The 23,868-nt window shown below is 69.5% G+C and carries 20 protein-coding genes and 1 pseudogene; 12 read left to right on the plus strand and 9 right to left on the minus strand.

Translation table 11 applies throughout. From position 1 onward, the window contains the following. Positions 1-65: 65 nt before the first annotated feature. From A5750_RS10285 to A5750_RS10295, 3 genes are read left to right on the plus strand one after another with little or no spacing between them, the layout of a single operon-like run. Positions 66-1,910: a hypothetical protein gene (locus A5750_RS10285; RefSeq protein ID WP_067262532.1), complete on the plus strand. Its 1,845-nt coding sequence runs from the start codon at positions 66-68 to the stop codon at positions 1,908-1,910. Positions 1,911-1,913: 3 nt separating this feature from the next. Then, a complete protein-coding gene (locus A5750_RS10290) occupies positions 1,914-2,282 on the plus strand; it encodes a hypothetical protein (protein ID WP_067262536.1) in 369 nt (122 codons plus the stop codon). Next, positions 2,279-3,643, plus strand: coding sequence for a hypothetical protein (locus A5750_RS10295; protein WP_067262539.1), 1,365 nt, complete (start codon positions 2,279-2,281; stop codon positions 3,641-3,643). Before A5750_RS10290 ends, A5750_RS10295 begins: the two co-directional genes overlap by 4 nt. On the opposite strand, the gene A5750_RS10300 is transcribed toward A5750_RS10295, so the two are convergent. The 4 genes from A5750_RS10300 to A5750_RS10315 form a co-directional block, all read right to left on the minus strand. Beyond that, the gene (locus A5750_RS10300; protein ID WP_066953239.1) at positions 3,640-4,149 is read right to left on the minus strand and encodes a 2'-5' RNA ligase family protein; all 510 of its coding nucleotides are present in this window, start codon (positions 4,147-4,149) and stop codon (positions 3,640-3,642) included. The genes A5750_RS10295 and A5750_RS10300 overlap by 4 nt on opposite strands. Continuing rightward, entirely contained in the window at positions 4,149-4,829 is a 681-nt protein-coding gene (gene bioD, locus A5750_RS10305) for a dethiobiotin synthase (protein ID WP_067262542.1), read from the minus strand. The genes A5750_RS10300 and bioD overlap by 1 nt, the downstream gene beginning before the upstream one ends. Next, positions 4,826-5,974: an 8-amino-7-oxononanoate synthase gene (locus tag A5750_RS10310; RefSeq protein ID WP_066953243.1), complete on the minus strand. Its 1,149-nt coding sequence runs from the start codon at positions 5,972-5,974 to the stop codon at positions 4,826-4,828. Before A5750_RS10310 ends, bioD begins: the two co-directional genes overlap by 4 nt. A 61-nt stretch (positions 5,975-6,035) precedes the next feature. Then, positions 6,036-7,340, minus strand: coding sequence for an adenosylmethionine--8-amino-7-oxononanoate transaminase (locus tag A5750_RS10315; RefSeq protein WP_067262545.1), 1,305 nt, complete (start codon positions 7,338-7,340; stop codon positions 6,036-6,038). A gap of 62 nt (positions 7,341-7,402) precedes the next feature. On the opposite strand from A5750_RS10315, the gene A5750_RS10320 reads away from it, so the two are divergent. The 7 genes and pseudogenes from A5750_RS10320 to A5750_RS25800 all read left to right on the plus strand — a co-directional run bounded on the left by A5750_RS10320 (position 7,403) and on the right by A5750_RS25800 (position 17,820). Then, entirely contained in the window at positions 7,403-7,855 is a 453-nt protein-coding gene (locus A5750_RS10320; RefSeq protein WP_066953247.1) for a hypothetical protein, read from the plus strand. A 323-nt stretch (positions 7,856-8,178) separates the two neighbouring features. Further along, positions 8,179-8,832, plus strand: a pseudogene (gene ripD, locus A5750_RS10325) (NlpC/P60 family peptidoglycan-binding protein RipD); the annotation flags it as partial. A gap of 363 nt (positions 8,833-9,195) precedes the next feature. Beyond that, the gene (locus A5750_RS10330) at positions 9,196-11,346 is read left to right on the plus strand and encodes an acyltransferase family protein (protein ID WP_067262552.1); all 2,151 of its coding nucleotides are present in this window, start codon (positions 9,196-9,198) and stop codon (positions 11,344-11,346) included. Positions 11,347-11,384: 38 nt separating this feature from the next. Further along, entirely contained in the window at positions 11,385-13,583 is a 2,199-nt protein-coding gene (gene glgX, locus A5750_RS10335; protein WP_066953253.1) for a glycogen debranching protein GlgX, read from the plus strand. A 3-nt stretch (positions 13,584-13,586) separates the two neighbouring features. Beyond that, on the plus strand, positions 13,587-15,887 hold the full coding sequence (gene treY / locus A5750_RS10340) for a malto-oligosyltrehalose synthase (protein WP_067262558.1): 2,301 nt from the start codon (positions 13,587-13,589) through the stop codon (positions 15,885-15,887). Beyond that, the gene (gene treZ / locus A5750_RS10345; RefSeq protein ID WP_067262563.1) at positions 15,880-17,613 is read left to right on the plus strand and encodes a malto-oligosyltrehalose trehalohydrolase; all 1,734 of its coding nucleotides are present in this window, start codon (positions 15,880-15,882) and stop codon (positions 17,611-17,613) included. Before treY ends, treZ begins: the two co-directional genes overlap by 8 nt. A gap of 51 nt (positions 17,614-17,664) precedes the next feature. Beyond that, complete coding sequence (locus A5750_RS25800; RefSeq protein ID WP_156659514.1) at positions 17,665-17,820, plus strand: hypothetical protein; 156 nt, start codon at positions 17,665-17,667, stop codon at positions 17,818-17,820. Between the two features lie 7 nt (positions 17,821-17,827). Here A5750_RS25800 and A5750_RS10350 read toward each other — a convergent pair whose 3' ends face one another. After that, positions 17,828-19,156, minus strand: a complete 1,329-nt coding sequence (locus A5750_RS10350; protein WP_067262566.1) for an aminotransferase class I/II-fold pyridoxal phosphate-dependent enzyme — start codon at positions 19,154-19,156, stop codon at positions 17,828-17,830. A gap of 35 nt (positions 19,157-19,191) precedes the next feature. Between A5750_RS10350 and A5750_RS10355 the strand changes: the two genes are divergently transcribed. Next, complete coding sequence (locus tag A5750_RS10355; protein ID WP_067262568.1) at positions 19,192-19,854, plus strand: pyridoxamine 5'-phosphate oxidase family protein; 663 nt, start codon at positions 19,192-19,194, stop codon at positions 19,852-19,854. Positions 19,855-19,865: 11 nt separating this feature from the next. On the opposite strand, the gene A5750_RS10360 is transcribed toward A5750_RS10355, so the two are convergent. The 4 genes from A5750_RS10360 to A5750_RS10375 are packed head-to-tail and all read right to left on the minus strand — an operon-like array spanning position 19,866 to position 23,081. Next, complete coding sequence (locus tag A5750_RS10360; RefSeq protein WP_067262571.1) at positions 19,866-20,786, minus strand: phosphatase PAP2 family protein; 921 nt, start codon at positions 20,784-20,786, stop codon at positions 19,866-19,868. A 13-nt stretch (positions 20,787-20,799) separates the two neighbouring features. Further along, positions 20,800-22,083: a threonine ammonia-lyase gene (ilvA, locus tag A5750_RS10365; RefSeq protein ID WP_067262575.1), complete on the minus strand. Its 1,284-nt coding sequence runs from the start codon at positions 22,081-22,083 to the stop codon at positions 20,800-20,802. Positions 22,084-22,121: 38 nt separating this feature from the next. Continuing rightward, positions 22,122-22,559 carry a nitroreductase family deazaflavin-dependent oxidoreductase gene (locus tag A5750_RS10370; protein ID WP_067262580.1) on the minus strand — a complete coding sequence of 146 codons (438 nt, stop codon included), beginning with the start codon at positions 22,557-22,559 and terminating at the stop codon, positions 22,122-22,124. 39 nt (positions 22,560-22,598) lie between these two features. After that, the gene (locus A5750_RS10375) at positions 22,599-23,081 is read right to left on the minus strand and encodes a MarR family winged helix-turn-helix transcriptional regulator (protein WP_066953266.1); all 483 of its coding nucleotides are present in this window, start codon (positions 23,079-23,081) and stop codon (positions 22,599-22,601) included. 100 nt (positions 23,082-23,181) lie between these two features. On the opposite strand from A5750_RS10375, the gene A5750_RS10380 reads away from it, so the two are divergent. Next, positions 23,182-23,805, plus strand: a complete 624-nt coding sequence (locus A5750_RS10380) for an NADPH-dependent F420 reductase (protein ID WP_067262583.1) — start codon at positions 23,182-23,184, stop codon at positions 23,803-23,805. Positions 23,806-23,868 lie beyond the last annotated feature (63 nt).

The raw sequence follows: 23,868 nt of genomic DNA on the forward strand, positions 1-23,868 counted from the left end.
TTCCGCTTCCTGCGAGCTGGATCACAGCCCGCCAGGCGGTCGGGCGCTGTTGGGAGGGTTTGACGATGAAATCGGCGGAACTCACTTTCGTTGCCGAGGCACCGGCGCGCGGCGCCGGCCTGAACCAGGTGATCGGACTGTCGGTCGCGGCGGTAGTGATCGCCGCGGTCATGCTGTGGGTCGGTTATGCCCACCGCACCCATCGGATCGAGTGGTTGACCCGGGTCGCCGACAAGCTGGGCGAGAAGTTCCACCGGCCCAATTGGGTGGCGCTTCCGGTCCTCATCTTCACGACGTTCATCATCTGCGCGCTGTTCGGATTCATCTGGGACGTCAGCTGGCACATCGGCAATGGGCGCGACCCCGGCCCCTTGGCCAACCCTGCGCACTACTTCATCATCATCGGCCTGTTCGGAATCTTCGTCGCCGGCATGGTCTCGGTGGTGCTGCCGTTCGACAAGCCGGGCCCCGCGTCGGTGCGCATCACCCGCAACTGGCACGCGCCCGTCGGCGGCCTGCTGATGGCGGGCTGCGGGATGTACGCGATGATCGGGTTCCCGCTCGACGACATCTGGCACCGCATCTTTGGGCAAGACGTAACCCTCTGGGGCCCAACGCATTTGATGATGATCGGCGGTGCGTGTTTCTCGCTGTTCTCGGTGCTGATGCTGGAGCGGGAAGGCGAGGCGCACGACGCCGACGAGGTAACCCACGGCGCCTTCATCACCTTCCTGCGTTACCTGTCCTTCGGCGGGCTGTTCATCGGCCTGTCCGTCTACCAGATCGAGTTCGACTTCGGGGTTCCGCAGTTCCGGCTGGTGTTTCAGCCGATGCTGATTGCCGCGGCGTCCGCGCTGGCGGCCGTCGCCGCCCGCATGACGATGGGACGCGGTGCCGCGATCATCGCGGCGCTGTTCGCCATCGCGCTGCGCGGTGCGGTTGCGGTGCTGGTCGGCCCTATCCTGGGCGCCCCGATCAACTGGTTCCCGCTGTACCTGGGTCCCGCCCTCGTCGTCGAGCTGGTGGCGCTGACCCCGTTGATCAAGCGTCCGGTGGCCTTCGGCGCAGTCTCCGGCCTCGCGGTCGCCACGGTGGGGCTGTGGCTGGAATCGCTGTGGATCGGGGCCGTGTACCACTACCCGTGGCCGACCAGCATGTGGGGCGAGGCGCTGGCGATGTCGGTGCCCGTCGCGGCGCTGACCGGGGTTTGCGGCGCGCTGTTCGGCCTGGTCCTCACCGGCCGGCGCCTGCCAAGCCGCGGGGTCGGCATCTCGGTGGTGGCGGCGGCGGTGGTGGTGATCGGCATCGCGGTGGCCAACGGCCTGCACATCCTCGTGCCGGGCCAGAACACCGCCACGGTGACGTTGACGGATCTCCCCAGCCCCGCGGGGCAACGCATGGTGTCGGCCGACGTGATGATCTCCCCGACGACCATGGTCAGCGACCACCCGGACTGGCTGACGATCCTGTCCTGGCAGGGGCGGATGCAGAACGACCGTGGCCTGATGATCGACAAGCTCGCCAAGGTCGGGCCGGGGCACTACCGGTCCACCCAGCCGGTCCCGGTGTGGGGAGACTGGAAGACGCTGTTGCGGCTGCAGGACGGCCGCACGATGACGGCCGTGCCGATCTACGAGCCGGCCGACGCCGCCATCCCGGCGCCCGAGGTCCCCGCGCTCGCGACCAGCACGCGGCCGTTCGTCCTGGAGGTCACCATCCTGCAGCGCGAACGCGACCAGAGCGCGCCCGCCTGGTTGTTCACCGCCGGGGGGATCGTCGTGCTGTTCCTGACGCTGATGGTGATCAGCGCCTTGACCTGGGGCGCCGGCCGGATCAACAACTACGACACCCTGCCCAAGCGGCCGAAAGAAGAGAAGCACACCGTGCCGGGCACCCCCCAGGCGGCGTGATCGATGACGATCCGTAGCACCCTGAGCGCGGCGTGGGTGGCGGCGCTGGCGTGGGCGTTGATCGCTTGCGGCGGTTCGCATAACCAGTCGCAGCCCGCCGGCGCGGGCCCGACGATCGATGTCACCATCGCCAATGGGCAGGTGACTCCCACCAATGCCGCCCTGCAGGCCAAGGTGCACCAGCCGATCACGGTGAAGGTGACCAGTGACGCCGCCGACGAGCTGCACGTGCACTCGACGCCCGACCACAAGTTCCAGGTGGCGGCCGCGCCAAACCAGACGTTCCAGTTCAGCGCCGACGTGCCCGGCAACGTCGAGGTGGAGTTGCACCACCTGGACCGCACGATTGCGACCGTCCAAGTCCAACCGTGACCGGCGGCGGCGCGACCGTGGTGCTCGCGCACGGGCTCGGCGGATCCGGCGACCTTCCGGTGCCGTACATGTACGCGATGGTCGGCGCGGCGTGGGCCCTGACGTTCACCTTCGCGCTGGTCGCCTTCGCCTGGCGGCGGCCGCGGTTCGATCCGCTCAAGCCCGGCCGCCCACTGCCCGCGGCGGTGACCGCGCTGGTTGACGCCCCGGCGACGCGGTGGACGGCCGCCGGGCTGGCGCTGGTGTTCGCCGCGTGGGCGGTGGCGGCCGGGGTGTGGGGCCCGCAGTCGGAGACCAATGCCCTGCTGGGCGTGTTTTACGTGCTCCTGTGGGTCGGGTTGGTGGCGGTGTCACTGGCGATCGGGCCGGTTTGGCGGGTCATTTCCCCGATGCGGACGGTCTACGTGTTGCTGCGACGGGCCACACCCGAGCGCGTGCACCGACCGCGGCGGCCCTATCCCGAACGGTGGGGCTACCGGCCGGCCGCGCTGGGCCTGTTCGCGTTCGTCTGGATGGAGCTGGCCAGCCCGAACCCGGCGTCGCTGCCCTGGGTGCGCGCGTGGCTGGGTGGGTATGCCGTGGCCATGTTGGCGGGCGCCTGGCTGTGTGGCCCGCGCTGGCTGGCCCGCGCCGACCCGTTCGGCGTGTACAGCATGGCGGTGTCTCGCCTGTCCCCGTTTCGCCGCAACCCGCAGAGCGGGAGCATTGTCATCGGGAATCCGCTCGACCATTTGCCGTCGCTGCCGGTGCGGCCCGGGGTGGTCGTGCTGCTCGCGGTGTTGCTCGGGTCCACGGCGTTCGACAGTTTCTCGTCGTCCCCGACGTGGCGCGGCTTCGCCGACGGGCTGTCTCACGACGTCGGCCTGCCGCCGACGCTGGCGTCGTCGCTGCTGCGCACCCTCGGGCTGGTGGTGTTCATTTCTGTTGTGGCGGTTACCTTTTCGCTCGCCGCGCGCGCAACGGGCGGCGTGGACCGAGAGCAGCGGGGCGCCCTGCCCGGCCAGATGGCGCATTCCCTGATCCCGATCGTGGTGGGCTACATCTTCGCCCACTACCTGACCTACCTCGTCGAGCGCGGACAGCAGGCCATGCTGGCGCTGGCCGACCCGTTCGGCCGCGGCTGGAATTTGCTGGGCTTGGCGCACCAGCAGGTGGCCTACGTGTTGTCCGCCCACCCGCCGGTGCTGGCCGGGATCAAGGTGGCCTGCGTGGTCACCGGCCACATCGTCGCGGTGATCGCGGCCCACGACAAGGCCCTGCGGCTGCTGCCGAGCGGCCATCAGCTCACCGGCCAGCTGACCATGATGCTGGTCATGGTCGGCTACACCTTCACCGGCCTGTACCTGCTGTTCGGCGGCTAGCCGATCAGGTAGTCGACCTTCTTCTCGCCGTTCCAGTGCCGCAAACCGGCGAAGCTCCCCTCGACGAGGGTGGGCCGCCCCGCGATCCGCAGCGCCCGGCCCAGCGCCGGTCCGCCGACGCGCCGGGCCAGCGTGACGTGCGGCGTCCACTGGCCGGGCAGGCTGGTGGGGGCCGGCGCGGGGGCCAGGTGCTCGCCGCACCGCCGGTGCACCTCCGCGTGGAAATCCAGCAGCTCCGCCGTCGGGACGATGAGCCGGGCCAGGATCGCGTTGGACCGCCCGAGCAGCAACGACGCGCCGACGGCGCAGCCCAGCGGCAGCCGGTCGGTCAGCGGCCGGAGCGCGGCGTCGGCCTCCTCGGCGATGCGGTCGGCCACCGCGAGCGTGACGTGCGGCCGCCCGGCCGGCGCCTGACTGGGAATCCCGGCGCCGGCCAGCGCGTCCCAAAGCCCGCGGATCGTCGCCTCGGTGTCGCCGTCGAAGAGCAGCTCGATGGAATGCACCATCAGCCGACCAGCGCGGTGACCCAGTCGCGGTCGAACGCCGCGGCGCTCATGGCCGCGAACCGCGCGGCGTCCATCGATCCGGCCCCCGCCGGCAGCGCGGCCCGCACCGGACCCAGCCGGTCCAGGGCGGAGCGATTCGAAGTCTCGACCGGCCCGGGGCGCGCCGGCCAGCTGCCGATGACCAGCCCTGCGCACGGGACATCATGGGCGGCAAGCGATTCCAGCGTCAGCGCGGTGTGGTTAAGGGTGCCCAATTCCGCGGTCACCGCGACCAGCGCCGCGGCACCCGTCTCGACGGCCAGATCGCGCAGGGTGACGCCCGCGGCGGCGAGCTCGACGAGCAGCCCGCCGGCCCCTTCGACCAGCGTAAGCCGGCCCGGGCGGTCCAGGCCGGCGATGAGCCGCAGCACGTGGTCGCCGGTGGGCAGCGCGGCGCCGGCCAGCTCGGCGGCGGCGGCCGGTGCCAGCGGTTGCGGGTAGCGGGCCAGCCCGGCCAACTCGGTCACGCCGGACAACCGGGCGACCTCGGCAAGGTCGTCGTCGCCGGTGTCGGTGCCGGTCTGGACCGGTTTGCATACCGCCACGTCGATGCCTGCCTGACGCGCGTGACAGGCCAGCGCGGCGGTGACGATGGTCTTGCCGACCCCGGTTCCCGTCCCCGTGACGACCAGGACGGTCAACGGCGCGTCACAGCAAGCACGTCCGTGAGCACCCGCCGGGCGATCTCGAGTTCGGCGGAATCCAGTGACGCGCGCGCGGTCAGCCGCAGCCGGGAGGTCCCGGCCGGCACGGTCGGGGGCCGGAAGCAGCCCACCTTCACGCCGGCGTCCAGGCAGGCGGTCGCGGCGGCCAGGGCCACCTCCGGGTTCCCCAGGACCACCGACACCACCGCCGACTGCGGGATCTCGGGCACGTCGCACACCTCGGCCAGGATCCGGGCGTGCCGCAACACCGCCTCGGGTCGCCACGGTTCGGCCCGCAGCACGCTCAGCGCGGCCCGCGCGGCGCCGACCGCCGCAGGCGCCAGGCCAGTGTCGAAGATGAACGTGCGTGCCGCGTCGATCAGGTGGGCCCGCACGGCCGCGGGCCCGAGCACCACTCCGCCCTGACTGCCCAGCGCCTTGGACAGCGTCGTGGTGAGCACCACGTCGGGGGCGCCCGCCAGCCCGAGCTCGTGCAGCAGCCCGCGCCCTCCCCCGCGCACGCCCAGGCCGTGGGCCTCGTCGACGATCAGCAGCGCGCGGTGCCGGCGACAGACCTCGTGCAGCTCCCGCAGCGGTGCCAAGGCGCCGTCGGCGCTGAACACCGACTCGGTGATGACGACGGCGCGCCCCTCGTCGCGTGCGGCGAGGGCGGTCTCCACGGCATCGATGTCGCGATGCGGCGTGACCACCACCCGGGACCGCGACAGCCGGCAGGCGTCGACCAGCGAGGCGTGCGAAAGCGCGTCGGACACCAGCAACGCGCCCCGGCCCGACAGGCCGACGACCGCGCCCAGGTTGGCCGCGTATCCCGACGAGAACAGCAATCCCGATGCGGCGCCGACGTATTCGGCGAGCTCGGACTCGAATTGCTGGTGCAGTTCGGTGTCGCCGGTGACCAAGCGGGAACCGGTGGAGCCGGCGCCCCACATGCGCAGCGCCGCGACGCCGCCCTCGATCACGTCGGGGTGCTGGGACAGCCCGAGGTAGTCGTTGGACGCCAAGTCCAGCTCGGTGGCGACGGCGGGCCGCGGCCGCAACGACCGGCGCAGCCCGGCCTCGCGACGCTCACTTTCCACCGCGTCGAGCCAGGCCAGCGGGGAAGTATCGATCGGTGCCCTCATCGGGGATCAGCCTAGTGGCGATCGTCAGCGCGGCGAAGCCGGGCGCTCGGGGTCGCCGCTGCTAGCCAACGAGGCGCGCGACCTCGACCATCGCCGAGGTGATCTGGGCGATCTCGGCGTCCGAGCAGATGTAGGGCGGCATCGCGTAGACGAGGTTCCGGAACGGGCGCAGCCAGACGCCCCGATCCATGGCCGCCGGGGTGGCGACGGCCAGGTCGACCGGACCGGCGCACTCGATGACGCCGATCGCGCCGCACACCCGCACGTCGGTCACGCCCGGCAGCGCCCGGGCGGGTTCGAGCCCGGCCGCCAGGCCGCCGGCTATTTCCTTGACCCGTGCGCGCCAGTCCTGGCCGAGCAGCACCTCGACGCTGGCCACCGACACCGCGCAGGCCAGCGGATTGGCCATGAAGGTGGGCCCGTGCATGAGCGCGCCGGCCTCGCCGGTGCTGATGGTGTGCGCGATGTCGGTGCTGCACAGGGTGGCCGCCAGGGTGACGTACCCGCCGGTCAACGCCTTGCCGACGCACATGATGTCGGGGCTCACCCCGGCGTGGTCGGCGGCGAACAGCTCGCCGGTGCGGCCGAAGCCGGTGGCGATCTCGTCGAAGATCAACAGCACGTCGTGCCGCCGGCACAGCTCGCGGAGGTCGCGCAGGTAGCGGGGGTCGTGGAAGCGCATCCCACCCGCGCCCTGCACCACCGGCTCGACGATGACGGCCGCCAGTTCCCCGGCGTGCCGGGCGAGTTGCTGCTCGAACGCCGCGCTGTAGCCGGCGTCGTAGTCGCGCGGCACCTGCGGGGCGAACACCTGGCGGGCCAGGATGTCGGTCCACAGCGAGTGCATGCCGCCGTCGGGGTCGCAGACGCTCATCGGCGTGAAGGTGTCCCCGTGGTAGCCGCCCCGCCACGTCATCAGCCGGTGCTTGCCGGGCCGGCCGCGGCTGCGCCAGTACTGCAGCGCCATCTTGACGGCTACCTCGACGGACACCGAGCCGGAGTCGCTGAAGAAAACGGTGTCGAGCCCCGCCGGGGTGATGTCCACCAGCAGCTGCGCCAGCCGGGCGGCCGGTTCGTGGGTGAGCCCGCCGAACATGACATGGTTCATCACGCCCAGCTGCGTGGTCAGCGCCGCGTCCAGGACGGGGTGGCCGTGCCCGTGGATCGCGGTCCACCAGGAACTCATCGCGTCCAGCGCCTGGATGGGCCGGCCGTCACGGATCAGGGTCAGCCAGGCGCCGCGCGCCGCCACGGCCACCACCGGCGCGACCGCCTCGCCGCCGATGGTGCTGTACGGGTGCCACAGATGCGCGGCGTCGATCGCGCTGATCTGCTCGGGCGTCAACCCGGCCCTCGCCGCAGGCATAGTGATCGAGGGTAAAGCAGCCGAGTCGCACAAAGTCCGCCCATCGGGGAGCATGGGATCCGATGGCCACGCCGCAATCGCCCGGTAACCCCGCCGCGGGCGCGTCTCCGACCGCGAAAGCCAATTCCCCGCTGGTCGACTACGACGACGAAGCGCCGCGGGTCATTCGCGTGCGGCTGGCCCCGTGGGACGTCGTTTCCACCGTCGCGCTGCTGGTGGTCCTCGTCGTCCTGGCCACCGCGACGACCTGGCCGGACCGCCTGTTCGGCTTCCTCGAGCACGTGTGCGCCGACGAGACCTGCGGGCCGGTGCCCTTCGGCATCGACTACTACATCCGTCCGGTGGTGTGGGGCGGTATCGGCGCGGCGATCGCCGCAGCGGTCGTCGGCCCCCTCGTTTCCATGCTGAAGGGCTGGTACATGTCCTTCTGGCCGGTTCTGGCCCTCACGCTGGTCATGGTCAGCTCGGTCGTCGGCTCCCTGTTGACCACCTTCAGCGAACGCTATTGGCTCTAGGCGCACCGCCGCCGCGGTTGGTCCACATGGGCCCGACTGAGACCGAAATCACAACTGCGCATACGGGATTCGTGCCGCGCAGTCACCGTCCGGTCACGGTACGACAAATAATCCCGCCGGGGCCTGGCGGCTAACACCTTCTGTTGTCAGAGTGGTTGCAGTGACTGATGTGAAAACGGGGGTGTCGTGCCCGCTGTCACATCCGCAAGTGTCATGCGGCGGCGCCGGCCCCAACGTCGGGGTCCTCGCCCAGGGCATGGATCGGCGGCGGACGCGTGAAGTCACCGCGCTGAAGCCACTGAGCGCCGGAGAGGCCAAGAACAATGAAACGCATCTACGCCATCGCGATCGGTCTGGCGATGCTGGCGGCCCCGCTGGCCGCCCCCGCGGTCGCATCCGCCGACCCGGGCGTCCGGCCGATGGACTACCAGCAGGCCACCGACGTGGTGATCGCGCGCGGGCTGTCGCAGCGCGGCGTGCCGTTCTCCTGGGCCGGCGGGGGCATCAACGGTCCCACCCGCGGCACCGGTTCGGGCATCAACACCGTCGGGTTCGACGCCTCGGGCCTGATGCAATACGCCTACGCCGGCGCGGGCATCAAGCTGCCGCGTTCGTCCGGGGCGATGTACAAGGTCGGTCAGAAGGTGCTGCCGCAGCAGGCGCAAAAGGGTGACCTGATCTTCTACGGACCCGAAGGCACGCAGAGCGTCGCGATGTACCTGGGGAACAACCAGATGCTCGAGGTGGGCGACGTCGTCCAGGTTTCGCCGGTGCGAGCCAACGGCATGGCTCCCTACCTGGTCCGGGTCCTCGGGGTCCAGCCGGCGCCGGCCCAGCAACTGCCTCAGCAGGTGCCGACGCAGGCGCCGGCGCAGCAAGCCCCGCTGCAGCAGCCCCCGGTGCAGCAACTGCCCGCGCAGCAAGCGCCGGCGCAAGCCCCATCGCAGCAGGCCCCGCTACAGCAACTGCCCGCCCAGCAGCAGGCCCCGCTGCCGCAGGCTCCGGCCCAGCCGGGACCGGTGCAGCCGGCGCCGGTGCAGCAAGCGCCGGTGCAGCAAGCGCCGTTGCAGCAGCAGTCCGCGCTGGCCCCGGTGCAGCAAGCGCCGCGGCAGCAACTCCCGGCGCAACAGGCCCCGCTGGCCCCGCTCCCGCAGCTGCCGACGCAGCAAGTGCCGCCGCAACAGGCCCCCGTGCAGCTGTTGCCGCCCCAGCAATCGCCGTTCCTGCCCCCGGCCGCAGGCCCCCCCCGGTAATTTCCCGGGGCTTGCGGGACTATCGACCGCCGCCACCTGCTCCTAAACGGGAGCGGGTGGCGGTTTTCGGTAAATTAGCGGTCGATCATGTCGACCCTGTCCACGCCTCCCCTGCCGATCGCGACCGAGGAAACGGTCGCTACGGGAACGCGTAACGCGGGGTTCTACCGCTACGACCTCGACGGGTTGCGGGGTATCGCGATCGCGCTGGTCGCCGTGTTCCATGTCTGGTTCGGCCGCGTCTCGGGCGGGGTCGACGTGTTCTTGGCGCTGTCCGGATTCTTCTTCGGCGGCAAAATCATTCGCGCGGCGCTCAATCCCGCCCTCACCCTGTCGCCGGTTGCCGAGGTGATCCGGCTGGTCCGCCGGCTGGTCCCCGCTCTGGTCGTGGTGCTGGCCGGGTGCGCGGTGCTGACCATCCTGGTGCAACCGGAGACCCGCTGGGAGACCTTCGCCGACCAAAGCCTCGCCAGCCTCGGCTACTACCAGAACTGGGAGCTGGCCAACACCGCGTCGGACTACCTGCGGGCGGGCGAAGCCGTCAGCCCCTTGCAGCACATCTGGTCCATGTCGGTGCAGGGTCAGTTCTACGTCGGCTTCCTGCTGTTGATCGCCGGCTGCGCCTTCTTCTTCCGGCGTCCGTTGGGCGCCCACCTGCGCACCCTGTTCCTGGTGCTGTTGACGGCGCTGACGGTGGCGTCGTTCGTGTACGCGATCGTGGCGCATCAGGACGACCAGGCCGCCGCCTACTACAACAGCTTCGGGCGGGCCTGGGAATTGCTACTCGGGGCGCTGGTCGGCGCGGTGGTTCCGGCCATCCGCTGGCCGATGTGGTTGCGGACGGTGTTGGCCACCGTCGCGCTGGCGGCGATCGTGTCCTGCGGCGCCCTGATCGACGGCGTGAAGGAGTTTCCCGGACCGTGGGCCCTGGTGCCCGTCGGGGCCACCATGCTGATGATCCTGGCCGGGGCGAACCTGCAGCGTCATCCCGGGGACCGGCTGCCGCTGCCGAATCGCCTGCTGGCGGCCGGGCCGCTCGTCGCGTTGGGCGCGATGGCGTATTCGCTCTACCTGTGGCACTGGCCGCTGCTGATCTTCTGGCTGTCCTTCACCGGGCACAAGCACGCCAACTTCGTCGAAGGCACGACCGTGCTGCTGGTGTCGGGCCTGCTCGCCTACCTGACCACCCGGCTCGTCGAGGACCCACTGCGCTACCGCGCCTCCGGGAAATCACCGGCGCCCGCACCCGCGTGGCTGGCGCGCCTGCCCAGGCCCACGATGGCGCTGGGAACCGCGATCGTGCTGCTCGGCGCGACGCTGACCGCGACGTCGTTCACGTGGCGCCAGCACGTCACCGTCCTGCGCGCCGCGGGCAAGGAGCTCAGCGTGCTCAACCCGCAGGACTATCCGGGCGCGCGCGCCCTGACCGAACGCGTGCGGGTGCCGGCGTTGCCGATGCGGCCCAGCGTGCTGGAGGTCAAGGAAGACCTGCCGTCCTCCACCCGCGACGGTTGCATCAGCGACTTCGTCAACCCGGCGGTGGTCGTTTGCACCTACGGCGACGTGGCCGCCGACCGCACCATCGCACTGGCGGGTGGGTCCCACGCCGAACACTGGCTGCCCGCGCTGAGCCTGCTCGGCCAGCTGCACCACTTCAAGGTGGTGACGTACCTCAAGATGGGCTGTCCGTTGTCCACCGAGGAAGTCCCGTTGATCATGGGCAACAACGCCGCCTACCCGCAGTGCCGGGAGTGGGTGGAACAGACGATGACCAAGGTCATTGCCGACCATCCCGACTACGTGTTCACCACGACCACCCGGCCGTGGAACATCAAGCCCGGCGACGTGATGCCCGCGACCTACATCGGAATCTGGCAGAGGTTCTCCGACAACAACATTCCGATCCTCGGCATGCGGGACACCCCGTGGCTGGTGAAGAACGGCCAGCCGTTCGACCCGGCGGATTGCCTCGCCAAAAAGAACGGCAACCCCCAGTCGTGCGCGATCAAGCGTTCCGACGTGTTGTCCGACCGCAATCAAACCCTCGACTTCGTCACCCAGTTCCCGCTGCTGAAGGTGCTCGACATGTCCGACGCGATCTGTCGTGCCGACGTGTGCCGCCCGGTCGAGGGAAACGTGCTGATCTACCACGGCGCCCACCACCTCACCCCCACTTACGTGCGGACCATGGCAGGGGAATTGGGCCGCCAGATAGCTGCCGGCACCGGTTGGTGGTGACGCGCCCCGACACCGCCGAGCGCGGATAAGGTCAGAAGGTGCCGACCGACAAATACGCTTCAGAAACAGGCGTTACTGGTAACCATCAGCCGAAACTGGCCACCGTGTGGCCGGGGACCCCCTATCCGCTCGGAGCTTCCTATGACGGCGCGGGGACCAACTTCTCGTTGTTCTCCGAGATAGCCGAGAAGGTCGAGTTGTGCCTGATCGACCATGCCGGAGCGGAGTCGCGGATCGCCCTCGACGAGGTTGACGGCTTTGTCTGGCATGCCTATCTGCCGAACATCACCCCGGGCCAGCGCTACGGCTTCCGGGTGTACGGGCCCTTCGATCCGTCGGCCGGCCATCGGTGCGACCCGAGCAAGCTGCTGCTCGACCCGTACGGCAAGGCCTTCCACGGCGACTTCACCTTCGGCCAGGCGCTGTTCTCCTACGACCTGAATGCGGTCCACCTCGACGATCCCAACGCCGATGACGCCGACCCCGGGACTCCCCCGATGGTCGACTCGCTGGGCCACACCATGACCAGCGTGGTGAGCAATCCCTTCTTCGACTGGGGCTCCGACCGGTCGCCGCTCACCCCCTACCACGAAACGGTGATCTACGAGGCCCACGTGAAGGGCATGACGCAGACCCACCCCGGCATCCCCGAGGAACTTCGCGGCACCTACGCCGGCCTGGCCCACCCCCTGGTCATCGATCACCTCAAGTCGCTCAACGTCACCGCGCTGGAGCTCATGCCGGTGCACCAGTTCATGCACGACTCGCGGCTGCTGGACCTGGGCTTGCGAAACTACTGGGGCTACAACACTTTCGGGTATTTCGCGCCGCACAACCAGTACGCGTCCAACCGCAACTCCAGCGTCGCGGAGTTCAAATCCATGGTGCGCAGCTTCCACGAAGCCAACATCGAGGTCATCCTCGACGTGGTGTACAACCACACCGCCGAGGGCAACCACCTGGGGCCGACCATCAACTTCCGCGGCATCGACAACGCGGCGTACTACCGGCTCGTGGACACGGACCTGCGGTTGTACAAGGACTACACCGGCACCGGCAACAGCCTCAACCCGCGCCACCCGCACGTGCTGCAACTCATCATGGATTCGCTGCGCTACTGGGTGACCGAGATGCACGTCGACGGCTTCCGCTTCGATCTGGCCGCCACACTCGCACGCGAGCTGCACGACGTCGACCGATTGAGCGCGTTCTTCGATTTGGTGCAGCAGGATCCGATCGTCAGCCAGGTCAAATTGATCGCCGAACCGTGGGACGTCGGCGAGGGCGGCTATCAGGTGGGAAATTTCCCGGGTTTGTGGACCGAGTGGAACGGGAAGTATCGCGATACTGTGCGTGACTACTGGCGGGGCGAGCCCGCAACCCTTGGCGAGTTCGCGTCCCGGCTGACCGGGTCGTCGGACCTGTATGAGGCGACCGGCCGGCGCCCCAGCGCCAGCATCAACTTCGTCACCGCCCACGACGGGTTCACGCTCAACGACCTGGTGTCCTACAACGAAAAGCACAACCTGGCCAACGGCGAAGACAACCGGGACGGGGAGAGCCACAACCGCTCGTGGAACTGCGGCGTCGAGGGACCCACCGACGACCCGGAGATCATGGAGCTGCGCTGCCGCCAGATGCGCAACTTCTGGGCGACCCTGATGCTCAGCCAGGGCACGCCGATGATCGCCCACGGCGACGAGCTGGGCCGCACGCAGGACGGCAACAACAACGTGTACTGCCAGGACTCTGAATTGTCTTGGATGGATTGGTCGTTGGCGGACAAGAATTCGGACCTGCTGGCGTTCGCGCGCAAGGTGACCACGCTGCGCAAGCACCATCCGGTGTTCCGCCGCCGCCGGTTCTTCGAAGGTGAGCCGATCCGAACCGGCGAGGAAGTGCGTGACATCGCCTGGCTGAATCCGAGCAGCCGCGAAATGACGCACGAGGATTGGGGCGAGAGCATTCACAAGTGTGTGGCGGTGTTCCTCAATGGTGAGGCCATCACGGCACCCAACGCACGCGGTGAACGGGTCGTCGATGACTCATTCCTGTTGTGCTTCAACGCCGGCGAAGAACCCGTGGAGTTCGTGATGCCGAACGACGACTATGCGCAGGAGTGGACCGTGGAACTGGACACCAACCATCCGGGCGGTGACGCCGACCAGCTGGTGAAGGCCGAAGAGAAAGTCTCGCTGCCCGGACGCTCGCTTCTGGTATTACGTAAGACCTTCTGACGCATGGCCTTTCCCATACTGTCGACCTACCGGCTGCAGCTGCGTGGTGAGGCCAGCGGGTTCGCGTTCACCTTCGCCGACGCGGAAAACCTACTGGACTACCTGGACGAACTCGGGGTCTCGCACCTATACCTGTCCCCGATCATGACCGCCGCCACCGGGTCGAACCACGGCTACGACGTCACCGACCCGACGACGGTCTCGCCCGAACTCGGCGGCCGAGACGGGCTGGCGCGGCTGTCCGAGGCGGCGCGAGAGCGCGGCATCGGCCTGATCGTCGACATCGTGCCCAATCACGTGGGGATCGACCAGCCCCAACAGAACGCGTGGTGGTGGGACGTCCTGCGGCACGGCCGTTCGTCCGACTACGCAACATATTTCGACATCGACTGGGACCTCGACGAGGACGGCCGGATCGTGCTGCCCATCCTGGGTTCCGACGACGACGCCGCCGACTTGCACGTCGACGGGGACCTGCTCCGGTTGGGCGACCTGGCGCTGCCGATCGCGCCCGGTTCCGGCGAGGGCACCGGGCCCGAGGTGCACGACCGCCAGCATTACCGGCTGGTGGGCTGGCGCAACGGCGTCTGCGGCTACCGGCGTTTCTTCTCGATCACCTCGCTGGCCGGACTGCGCCAGGAAGATCGCGGCGTGTTCGACGCCACCCACGCCGAGGTGGCCCGGTGGGCCGCCGAAGGACTCGTCGACGGCGTGCGCATCGACCACCCCGACGGATTGTCAGACCCCTGCGGCTATTTGGCGTGGCTGCGCGAATCGGTTGGACCGCAGACGTGGATCGTGATCGAGAAGATCGTCGCGGTCGACGAGGCGCTGGAACCCACCCTGCCCATCGGCGGCACCACCGGTTACGACGTGCTGCGGGAGATCGGCGGCGTCTTCGTCGACCCGAATGGCGCCCCGGCCCTGACCGAGCTGGTCGAGTCGGCGGGGCTGGACTACGGGGCGGCGCCGGAGATGTTGGCGGAACTCAAGATCCGCGCGGCCACCGACACGTTGGCAAGCGAGCTGGGGCGGCTGCGCCGCAGCATCGTGGCGGCGGCCGGCGCCGATCATCCGCAGCTGCCCGCGGCGGTCGCCGCGCTGCTCACCCATATCGGCGTCTACCGCTGCGATTACCCAAGCCTGTCGGCGATCATGCCTAACGCGCTGGCCGAAACCCAGTCGGAGTCACCGGAATTGGGGCCCGCGCTGCAGGTGCTCGCGGCGGCGCTGGCCCGCGGCGGCGAACCGGCCACCCGCCTGCAGCAGCTCTGCGGAGCCGTCACCGCCAAATCCGTCGAGGACTGCTATTTCTACCGCGACGCCCGGCTGGTGTCGCTCAACGAGGTGGGTGGCGAACCGCATCGTTTTGGCGTCGGCGCGGCGGAGTTCCACCAGAGCGCGGCCGACCGTGCCCGCTTGTGGCCGCAGACGATGACGACCCTGACCACCCACGACACCAAACGGGGCGAGGACGTGCGCGCCCGGATCGGGGTGCTCTCGCAGGTCCCGTCGCTGTGGGCTGAGTTCGTCGACCGCTGGGAGGCCGACGTGCCCTCCCCGGATCCGGCGACCGGACAGTTCCTGTGGCAGAACATCTTCGGCGTCTGGCCGGTCAGTGGCGAGGTCAGCCCGGAGCTGCGCGAGCGGTTGCATGGCTACGCCGAGAAGGCCATCCGGGAAGCGGCCTGGCACACCTCGTGGAACGATCCGGACGCCGAGTTCGAGGACGCGGTGCACCGATGGCTGGACACCGTGTTCGACGGACCGGTGGCCGGTCAGCTGACCAAACTGGTCAGCCAGCTCAACCCGCACGCCGCCAGCGACGCGCTGGGCCAGAAGCTCCTGGCCCTGACCGTGCCCGGGATACCGGACGTCTACCAGGGCACCGAACTCTGGGACGACAGCCTCGTCGACCCGGACAACCGCAGGGCCGTCGACTACACCGCCCGGCGGGCCGCCCTGAAGGCGTTGGAGCACCCCAAGATTCGGGTCGTCACGACGGCGCTTCGGGTGCGACGCTCCCACCCGGACAGCTTCCTGCACGGCGACTACGTCCCCGTGCTGGCCAGCGGCGACGCGGCCGAGCACGTGCTGGCGTTCCGCCGGGGCGACGACGTCCTGGTCGCGGTCACCCGCTGGACCGTGCGGCTGACCGAGTCCGGCTGGGGCAATACGGTGCTGCCGCTGCCCGAGGGAACGTGGAAGGACACGCTCACGGGGGCCATCGCGGACGGGCCGACCTCGGCGGCGCAATTGTTCGCCGACCTGCCCGTCGTCTTGCTGGAGCGCCACCATGACTGAATTCCGGGTCTGGGCACCCAAACCGGAGCTGGTCCGGCTCGATGTCGAGGGCCAGGTGCACGCGATGACGCGCGCGGATGACGGCTGGTGGCACGCGAACGTCGACGCGGCACCGGACGCCCGCTACGGCTTCCTGCTCGACGACGATCCCACTGTGCTGCCCGACCCGCGCTCGGCCCGGCAGCCCGACGGCGTGCACGCCCGCTCGCAGCTGTGGGACCCGGCCGGCGCTCGTTGGACCGACGGCGACTGGCAAGGCAGGCCGGTCGAGGGCGCGGTGATCTACGAGATGCACCTGGGTACCTTTACCGGCGCCGGCACCTTTGACTCCGCCATCGACAAGCTCGACTACCTGGTGGACCTCGGGGTCGACTTCGTCGAGCTGATGCCCGTGAATTCCTTTGCCGGGACGCATGGCTGGGGATACGACGGCGTGCTCTGGTACAGCGTGCACGAGCCCTACGGCGGTCCCGACGGTTTGGTCCGGTTCGTCGACGCCTGCCACGCGCGCGGCCTGGGGGTACTCATCGACGCGGTGTTCAACCACCTCGGTCCGTCGGGCAATTACCTGCCCAAATTCGGCCCCTACCTGTCGTCGGCGAGCAACCCGTGGGGCGAAGGCATCAACATCGCCGACGCGGACTCCGACGAGGTGCGCCGCTATATCATCGGCTGCGCGCTGCGCTGGATGCGTGACTTCCACGCCGACGGCCTGCGCCTGGACGCCGTGCACGCGCTGGTGGACACCACCGCCTTCCATATCCTCGAGGAGCTGGCAACCGAAACGGACTGGCTGGCAGACCAATTGGGCCGTCCGCTGTCGCTGATCGCCGAGAGCGACCTCAACGACCCACGATTGATCACCCCGCGCGACCGCGGCGGTTACGGGCTGACGGCGCAGTGGGCCGACGACATCCACCACGCCATCCACACGGCGGTGTCCGGTGAACGCCAGGGTTATTACGCGGACTTCGGGTCGCTGGCGACCCTCGCCCAGACGCTGCGGCACGGCTACTTTCACGCCGCCACCTATTCGTCGTTTCGGCACCGCCGGCACGGACGCCCGCTGGACACGGGTTCCATTCCCGCCACCCGGCTGGTCGCTTACACCTGCACCCATGACCAGGTAGGCAACCGGGCCCTCGGGGACCGCCCGTCGCAGAACCTGACCGGCGGCCAGCTGGCGATCAAGGCGGCGCTCGTGCTCGGGACACCCTTCACCGCAATGCTTTTCATGGGTGAGGAGTACGCGGCGTCCACCCCGTTCCAGTTCTTCAGCTCGCATCCCGAGCCGGAGCTGGCCAAGGCCACCGCGGAAGGGCGCAAGGCGGAGTTCGCCGAACACGGCTGGAACGCCGACGACATCCCCGACCCGCAAGACCCGGAGACGTTCCAGCGCTCGAAACTCGACTGGGACGAGGTCGACTCCGGCGAACACGGCCGGTTGCACCGGCTCTACCGCGACCTGATCGCGTTGCGGCACAGCGACCCCGACCTGGCCGACGCGTGGCTGGAGCACCTCGCGGTGGACTACGACGAGGAACAACGCTGGATCAGCGTGTCGCGCGGCCGGCTGCGCATCGTGTGCAACCTCGGCGCCGAGGCGACGAAGGTGCCCGTCGCCGGCGACGTGGTGCTGGCCTGGGGTGATCCCGCGGTCGATGCCGACAGCACCGTGCTGGACGGCCATTCGTTCGCCATCCTGGCGGTGCGCGAGCGGGCGTAAGCCTGTGGATGACGGTGCGCGGCCGGCCGCGCGGCCGCCGATGATTCGCCCATGAATGAATCGCTGAGCCGGTGGATCGGCTTGCTCAAGAAGAAGAAGCCGGTGCCGGCTCCGCTCGTCGTGATCGATGAAACGCCGCCGGCGCGCAGCGTGGCGCTGTTGTGGACGGGCCCGGGCCTGGGCAGCGCTGGCGGCGAGGGGCGTTGACGCCCCGCTAGACGCTGGGGCGGCCCGAGCCGTGCACCGCCTCGGCGATCGCGTCCGCCAGGGGGTCGATCTCGTCGGCTCGTAGGTCGGCGATGGTGACGCGGATGCCCGCCGGCGTGCGGATCCGGAACCGCGTGCCCGGCGCCGCGGCCCAGCCCGCGCGCAGCAGCCGGGTGATCGCGACCGTCTCGTCGGGCACGGGAATCCATACGTTGAGGCCGGAGCGCGCGTGGGCGGCGACGTCACGCTGGGCCAGGGCGGCGCAGAGCCGGCGGCGGGAGTCGGCGTATTGCCGCTCGGCCGTGCCGACGAGGCGCGCGGCCGCCCGGTCCGACCACAGGCTGACGGCCAGATCCTGCAGCAGGTGGCTCACCCAGCCCGGACCGAGCCGCAGTCGGCCGTGCACGCGCTCGACGGTGCGATGGTCACCCGCGAGGACGGCCACCCGCAGGTCGGGTCCATAGGCCTTGGACGCGGATCGCACGAATGCCCAATGCTCGGTCACGCCGGCCAGCGTGCGCAGCGGCGCGCCGGAGATGCCCGCGCAGTGATCGTCTTCGACGAGCAGCAGATCGTCGGCCCGCTGCGCCAACAGTGGCCGTAGCGCGGCGGCGCGATCGGCGGACAGCGCCGCACCCGTCGGGTTCTGGGCGCGATTGGTGATGATCAGGCCGCGCACCCCGCGGTCCAGGGTCCGCGCCAGGTCGTCGGCCAGTGGCCCGTCGTCGTCGACCCGGACCGGCTCGGCCGAAAGGCCCAGGGCTGCAAGGAGATCGAGCAGGTTGGCCCAGCCCGGGTCCTCCACCGCGACCCGGTCCCCGGGACGCAGATGCGCGGTCAGGACGCGCTCGATTCCATCGAGCGCTCCGCTCGTGACCGCGAGGTGATCGGACGGTACGCCGTCGGCGGACAGCGCGGCCCGCGCGAACTCCGACAGGGCGGCCGACATGGCCGGCTCGCCGTACAGCACCGGGCGGCCGGCAACCGGACCGGGCAGCGTGGCGCCCGCAAGGGGCAGCAGGGCCGGGTCCGGGTTACCGGTCGACAGGTCACGCACGCCAGCGGGGACGTCGAGCGCGAGCAGGGAGCGGGGGGTGGTCGCGGGGCGGTGCCGCACCCGGGTACCGCGCCGGCCGGCGGTTTCCACGGCCCCGCGATGCCGCAGCAGGCGGTAGGCCGCGGCGGCGGTGTTGGCGTTCACGCCGAGCTGACCGGCCAGGTCGCGCACGGGCGGCAGCGCATCGCCGGGCGCCAGTGAGCCCGCCGAGATGGCGGCTTCGATGCTGGCGGCTATGGACTCCGCACCCGTTCCGGTTATGCTGCTTTGTACTGGCACACTATTTATTATGTACTAGAACAAAGGTCTACGCTATGCAAACCGGATACGAGCCGACGCCGCGCACCACGCCCACCCGCTACCGGGAGCGCGCGCGCTACGACCGGGAAAGCGTGCACCAGATCCTGGACGAGGCGCTGGTCTGCCACCTGGGCTACCTCAGTGCCGGCCGGCCGGTGGTTCTGCCCACCACGCATGCCCGCCTGGGCGAGACGCTCTACCTGCACGGGTCCACCGGGAGCGGCCCGCTGCTGGCGGCCCGGGCGGCGCCGTCGGGCCTGCCGGTGTGCGTCACCGTCACCCTGGTCGACGGGCTGGTGCTGGCCCGTGCCGCCATGCACCATTCGGTGAACTTCCGCTCGGTGGTGGTGCTGGGCGCCGCGCGCGTCGTCGACGACGAGGCGGAGCAACTGCAGGCGCTCGCCGGCCTGCTCGAGCACATCGCGCCCGGCCGCGCCGCCGATTGCCGAGCCCCGAACGCGCGCGAGCTGGCCGCCACCGGGGTACTCGCGCTCGACCTCGTGGAGGTATCGGCCAAGGTGCGTACCGGTGCCCCGGTCGACGATCCGGAGGATCACGCGCTGCCGCACTGGGCGGGGGTGGTGCCGCTGAGCGTGGCGGCCGGGGAGCCGGTGCCGGCCGGGGATCTGGATCCCGGCACTCCTGTGCCGCCGTATCTCAGCAAGTGCCTAGCCTGAGTCGCGGCTGCTCAGAGCTCCGGTTGTCTGGCGCCCACCCGGCCGCGTGCGCGCCGCGAGTTGTCCCACCAGGCTCCGACGAGCACGACGGTGCCGGCCCAGGCCGTGCCCAGCATCCACCCGGAGAGCACATCGCTGACGTAATGAACTCCCAGATAGACGCGCGAGAACCCGATCAGGAAGACCGAGCCGATCGCCACGGCCCATACGATCACGCGCCCGGTCCACCACAGGATCAGCCAGCGGGTCAGCATCCACGCGGAGATGACCATGATCGCCGCGGTGCCGGTCGCGTGTCCGGAGGGAAACGAATACCCGTCCGCGTCGATGAGAGCGAAAGGCAGGGGCGGGCGTTGTCGACCGACCAAGGCTTTGGCGGTGAAGAGCACCAGCGGAACCGCGCCGCCGCCAACCAGAGCAAGCACCACGGGCCGCCATGACCTGCACCGCCAACCCGCGGCAACGGAAATCGGAAAGGCGAGCGCAGTCAGAAAAAGCGGTCCGCCCGCGACCGTGATCGCCCGCAGAGCGGCGGTCAGCCACAGGTCACGGTGGGCCGCAAGCCACCGAGTCACCGGTCGGTCGATCCCGGCGATGCCGTCGCCCTCGAGCACGTCCTCGAGCACTTCGGTGAAGCCGACCGCCAACGCCACCACCACGACCAGTCCGAGCAGCAACGCGACACCGGCGACCTCGCCCGTCGGCCACCGACGCGCCGGCATCCACCCCCGGTCGCTGATCCGGTCACGGACCCAGGTCAGCGTTTTGTCGATTACGGCCGAGTTGGACACCCGCCCTGCGAGCGTCCGTAACCGGGGTCCGTGCCGAGCGACCCAAATCGCCGCCCATGCAAGCAATATGAGCGACGCAATGACGCCCGCGCTGACCAGGCCGAACCCGCCAGTGCCGGGTCCATACTGCGAGTCATGCATCGCGGCGCGGGGTCTAGAACAGCAGGTAGCGGTAGGCCGGTGAGCCGGGCTCGAGGCGTTCGACGTGCAGCTCTGTCGCCCGCATCCGCGCCAGCAAACCGTCCAGATCGGCCGACGAAGCCAACTGGATGCCCACGAGCGCCTCGCCGGTCTCGCGGTTGTTGCGCTTGATGTACTCGAACAGCGTGATGTCGTCGTCGGGCCCCAGCACCTCGTCGAGGAACCGGCGCAACGCACCCGGTTCCTGCGGGAAGTCCACCAGGAAGTAGTGCTTGAGGCCGAGGTGGACGAGCGAGCGTTCCAGCACCTCGCCGTAGCGCGACACGTCGTTGTTGCCGCCCGAGATGAGGCACACCACCGTGGAGCCGGGCTCGACGTCGGCCTCCAGCAGCCCCGCGACCGACAGCGCGCCCGCCGGCTCGGCGATGATGCCCTCGTTCTGATAGAGGTCCAGCATCGCGGTGCACACCGCCCCCTCGTCGATCGTGGTGATCGACACCATGTCGCCCGCGGCGGCCAGCGCGGCGTAGGTCAGCGTGCCCGCGCGGCGCACCGCCGCGCCGTCGACGAACTGGTCGACGTGGTCCAGTGTCACGGGCGCGCCGGCGGCCAGTGCGGCCATCATCGCGGCGGCCCCGGCCGGTTCGACACCCAGCACCGACGTGTTCGTCGTCCGCTCGGCCAGGTAGGTGGTGATGCCGGCGATGCAGCCGCCACCGCCCACGGGGACCACCACCAGGTCCGGCTCGTCGTCCAATTGGTCCAGCACCTCGACGGCGATGGTGCCCTGACCGGCCATGGTGCGCGGGTCATCATAAGGCGGCACCAGCGTGGCACCGGTGCGTTCGACGTCGGCCAGCGCGGCGTCGGCGGCCAGGTCGTAGGTGGTTCCGCCCACGATCAGCTCGATGAAATCACCGCCGTGGTAGCGGATGCGGTCCCGCTTTTGCTGGGGGGTCTTGGCGGGCACGTAGACGCGGCCGTGCACCCCCAGCGTCCGGCACGCGTAGGCGAAGCCCTGTGCGTGATTGCCCGCCGACGAGCACACCACGCCCGCGGCCAGCTCCTCGTCGGACAACTGCACCAGCAGGTTGTAGGCCCCGCGCAGCTTGTAGGAACGCACCACCTGCAGGTCTTCGCGCTTGAGGTAGACGTGCGCGCCGGTGATCGCCGACAACCGGTCGCTGTACTGCAGCGGGGTCGGCGTGACCACCGCGGCGATCCGCTTGGCCGCGCCGTCGATGTCAGCCGCGCACAGCGGCGCGACGCTCGGGTGATGGCTCAGTTCGGCGGACACTGATCAATGGTGCCATGGCAGCCGATCAACTCCGGAATTCAGCCGACCGGGGTCAGCACGAACACCGGGATCTGGCGGTCCGTTTTCTTCTGGTATTCGGCGTAGTCCGGCCAGGCCTCGACGGCGCGCTCCCACCAGAGCGCCTTCTCGTCGCCGAACACCTCGCGGGCGTCGTATTCGCGGGTGGTGCCGCCGTCCTGCAGCTCGACCCGGGGGTTCTTGACGACGTTGTGGTACCAGACGGGGTGCTTCGGGGCCCCGCCGAGTGAGGCGACGATCGCGTACTCGCCGTCGTGCTCGACCCGCATCAGTGGGGTCTTGCGCAGCTTGCCCGTCTTGGCCCCGACGGTGGTCAGCACGATGATGGGTTTCCCCTTCATATCGGTGGCTTCGGTCCCGCCCGACTGCTCGTACTTCTCGGCCTGTTCGCGGGCCCAATCCCATGGGCTCGGCTCGTATTCCCCAGAAAGTGGCATGCCCCAACTCTATGCCGGGTGCAAACCTGCGAGGCCGGGCTATGAGGGCTCGCCGTCGGCAGGCGGGTCGTCGTCTTTGGCCAGGTGGCGGAGGACCCTTTCGTTGAGGGCGGCGAGCATGTCGAGCTCAGCCGGGGTGAGCAGGTCGATGAAGTTCCGGCGGACGTCCTCCACGTGCCCCGGCGCCGCCTTCTCAATGGCGGCGCGGCCGGCCGGCAGCAGGCAGACCATGGTGCTGCGGGCGTCGTCGGGGTTGGGCTCCCGACAGATCAGCCCGTCCTTCTGCATCCGTTTCACCTGATGGGAGACGCGACTCTTCTCCCAGCCCAGTGTGTTGCACAGGTCGCGGGCGGGCATGCGATCCCCGTCGTGAGCCGACAGCACCGCCAGGACCTCGTAGTCGGCCCCCGATAGGCCCGATTCCTGCAGGCCCCGGTTCAGGTGCACGTCGAGCTGATGATGCGCATGCTGGAATGCCCGCCAGGCGCGGTCTTCGCGAGGGTTCAGCCAGTTCGGTTCCATTAGCCTCCATGCTATCGCGAATTGGTTGACGCATCATCAAACCGGACCTAAGGTGGACGAGTCAACCTTTTTCGTTCGTTATTCAAAGACGGGACACCTCATGAGCAGCATCAGCATCATCGGCACCGGGAACATGGCCCGCGCCATCGGCGAGCTGGCGATAGCAGGCGGCAACACCGTCGAGGTCATCGGCCGCGATCAATCCAAGGCCGCCGCCCTGGCCAAGGCTCTCGGCAGCGGCGCCACGACTGGAGAGTTCGGCGCCGTTCCTGCCGGGGACTTGGTCGTCGTGGCCCTGTTGTACGCCAACGTCGTTCCGGTCGTCGCCCAGTACGGAGATGCCCTCGCGGGCAAGGTCATTGTCGAGATCAGCAACCCCTTCAATTCCGCGGCCGACGGGCTGGCCATCCCCGATGACACCTCGATCGCGCAGGAAGTTGCCAAGGCGGCTCCGGCCAGCGCCAGCGTGGTGAAGGCATTCAACACCATCTTCGGTGTCGTCCTGGCCCAGGGCCGGCCGCTCGACGTGTTCATCGCCGGCGACGACTCGCGCGCCAAGGCGGGCGTGGCGGCGTTCATCGAGAGCCTCGGGCTGCGCCCGCTCGACGTCGGCGGCTTGAACATGGCGCACTGGCTGGAAGGAACGGGCCTGGTCATGATGGGCCTCGCCCGCCATGGGGTGGGGAACTTCGACTTCGCCCTCGGCGCCACCGTTCCCGGCTGAGCCGCACCGCGCGGTCCAGAAACGAGCGCACGTGCGCCCCAAAGTAATAGTTGATGGATCATT

Source organism: Mycobacterium sp. 852002-51613_SCH5001154 (assembly GCF_001667425.1).
In the GTDB taxonomy this organism is placed as follows: domain Bacteria; phylum Actinomycetota; class Actinomycetes; order Mycobacteriales; family Mycobacteriaceae; genus Mycobacterium.

Coding starts and splice junctions, on each gene's coding strand:
- A5750_RS10310 (WP_066953243.1), bottom strand. CDS start 5,974: ATGAGGGCACCGATCGATACTTCCCCGCTGGCCTGGCTCGACGCGGTG.
- A5750_RS10315 (WP_067262545.1), bottom strand. CDS start 7,340: ATGCCTGCGGCGAGGGCCGGGTTGACGCCCGAGCAGATCAGCGCGATC.
- A5750_RS10375 (WP_066953266.1), bottom strand. CDS start 23,081: ATGGAACCGAACTGGCTGAACCCTCGCGAAGACCGCGCCTGGCGGGCA.
- A5750_RS10285 (WP_067262532.1), top strand. CDS start 66: ATGAAATCGGCGGAACTCACTTTCGTTGCCGAGGCACCGGCGCGCGGC.
- A5750_RS10370 (WP_067262580.1), bottom strand. CDS start 22,559: ATGCCACTTTCTGGGGAATACGAGCCGAGCCCATGGGATTGGGCCCGC.
- treY (WP_067262558.1), top strand. CDS start 13,587: ATGGCCTTTCCCATACTGTCGACCTACCGGCTGCAGCTGCGTGGTGAG.
- A5750_RS10360 (WP_067262571.1), bottom strand. CDS start 20,786: ATGCATGACTCGCAGTATGGACCCGGCACTGGCGGGTTCGGCCTGGTC.
- A5750_RS10330 (WP_067262552.1), top strand. CDS start 9,196: ATGTCGACCCTGTCCACGCCTCCCCTGCCGATCGCGACCGAGGAAACG.
- A5750_RS25800 (WP_156659514.1), top strand. CDS start 17,665: ATGAATGAATCGCTGAGCCGGTGGATCGGCTTGCTCAAGAAGAAGAAG.
- A5750_RS10355 (WP_067262568.1), top strand. CDS start 19,192: ATGCAAACCGGATACGAGCCGACGCCGCGCACCACGCCCACCCGCTAC.
- treZ (WP_067262563.1), top strand. CDS start 15,880: ATGACTGAATTCCGGGTCTGGGCACCCAAACCGGAGCTGGTCCGGCTC.
- A5750_RS10380 (WP_067262583.1), top strand. CDS start 23,182: ATGAGCAGCATCAGCATCATCGGCACCGGGAACATGGCCCGCGCCATC.
- A5750_RS10290 (WP_067262536.1), top strand. CDS start 1,914: ATGACGATCCGTAGCACCCTGAGCGCGGCGTGGGTGGCGGCGCTGGCG.
- A5750_RS10300 (WP_066953239.1), bottom strand. CDS start 4,149: ATGGTGCATTCCATCGAGCTGCTCTTCGACGGCGACACCGAGGCGACG.
- A5750_RS10320 (WP_066953247.1), top strand. CDS start 7,403: ATGGCCACGCCGCAATCGCCCGGTAACCCCGCCGCGGGCGCGTCTCCG.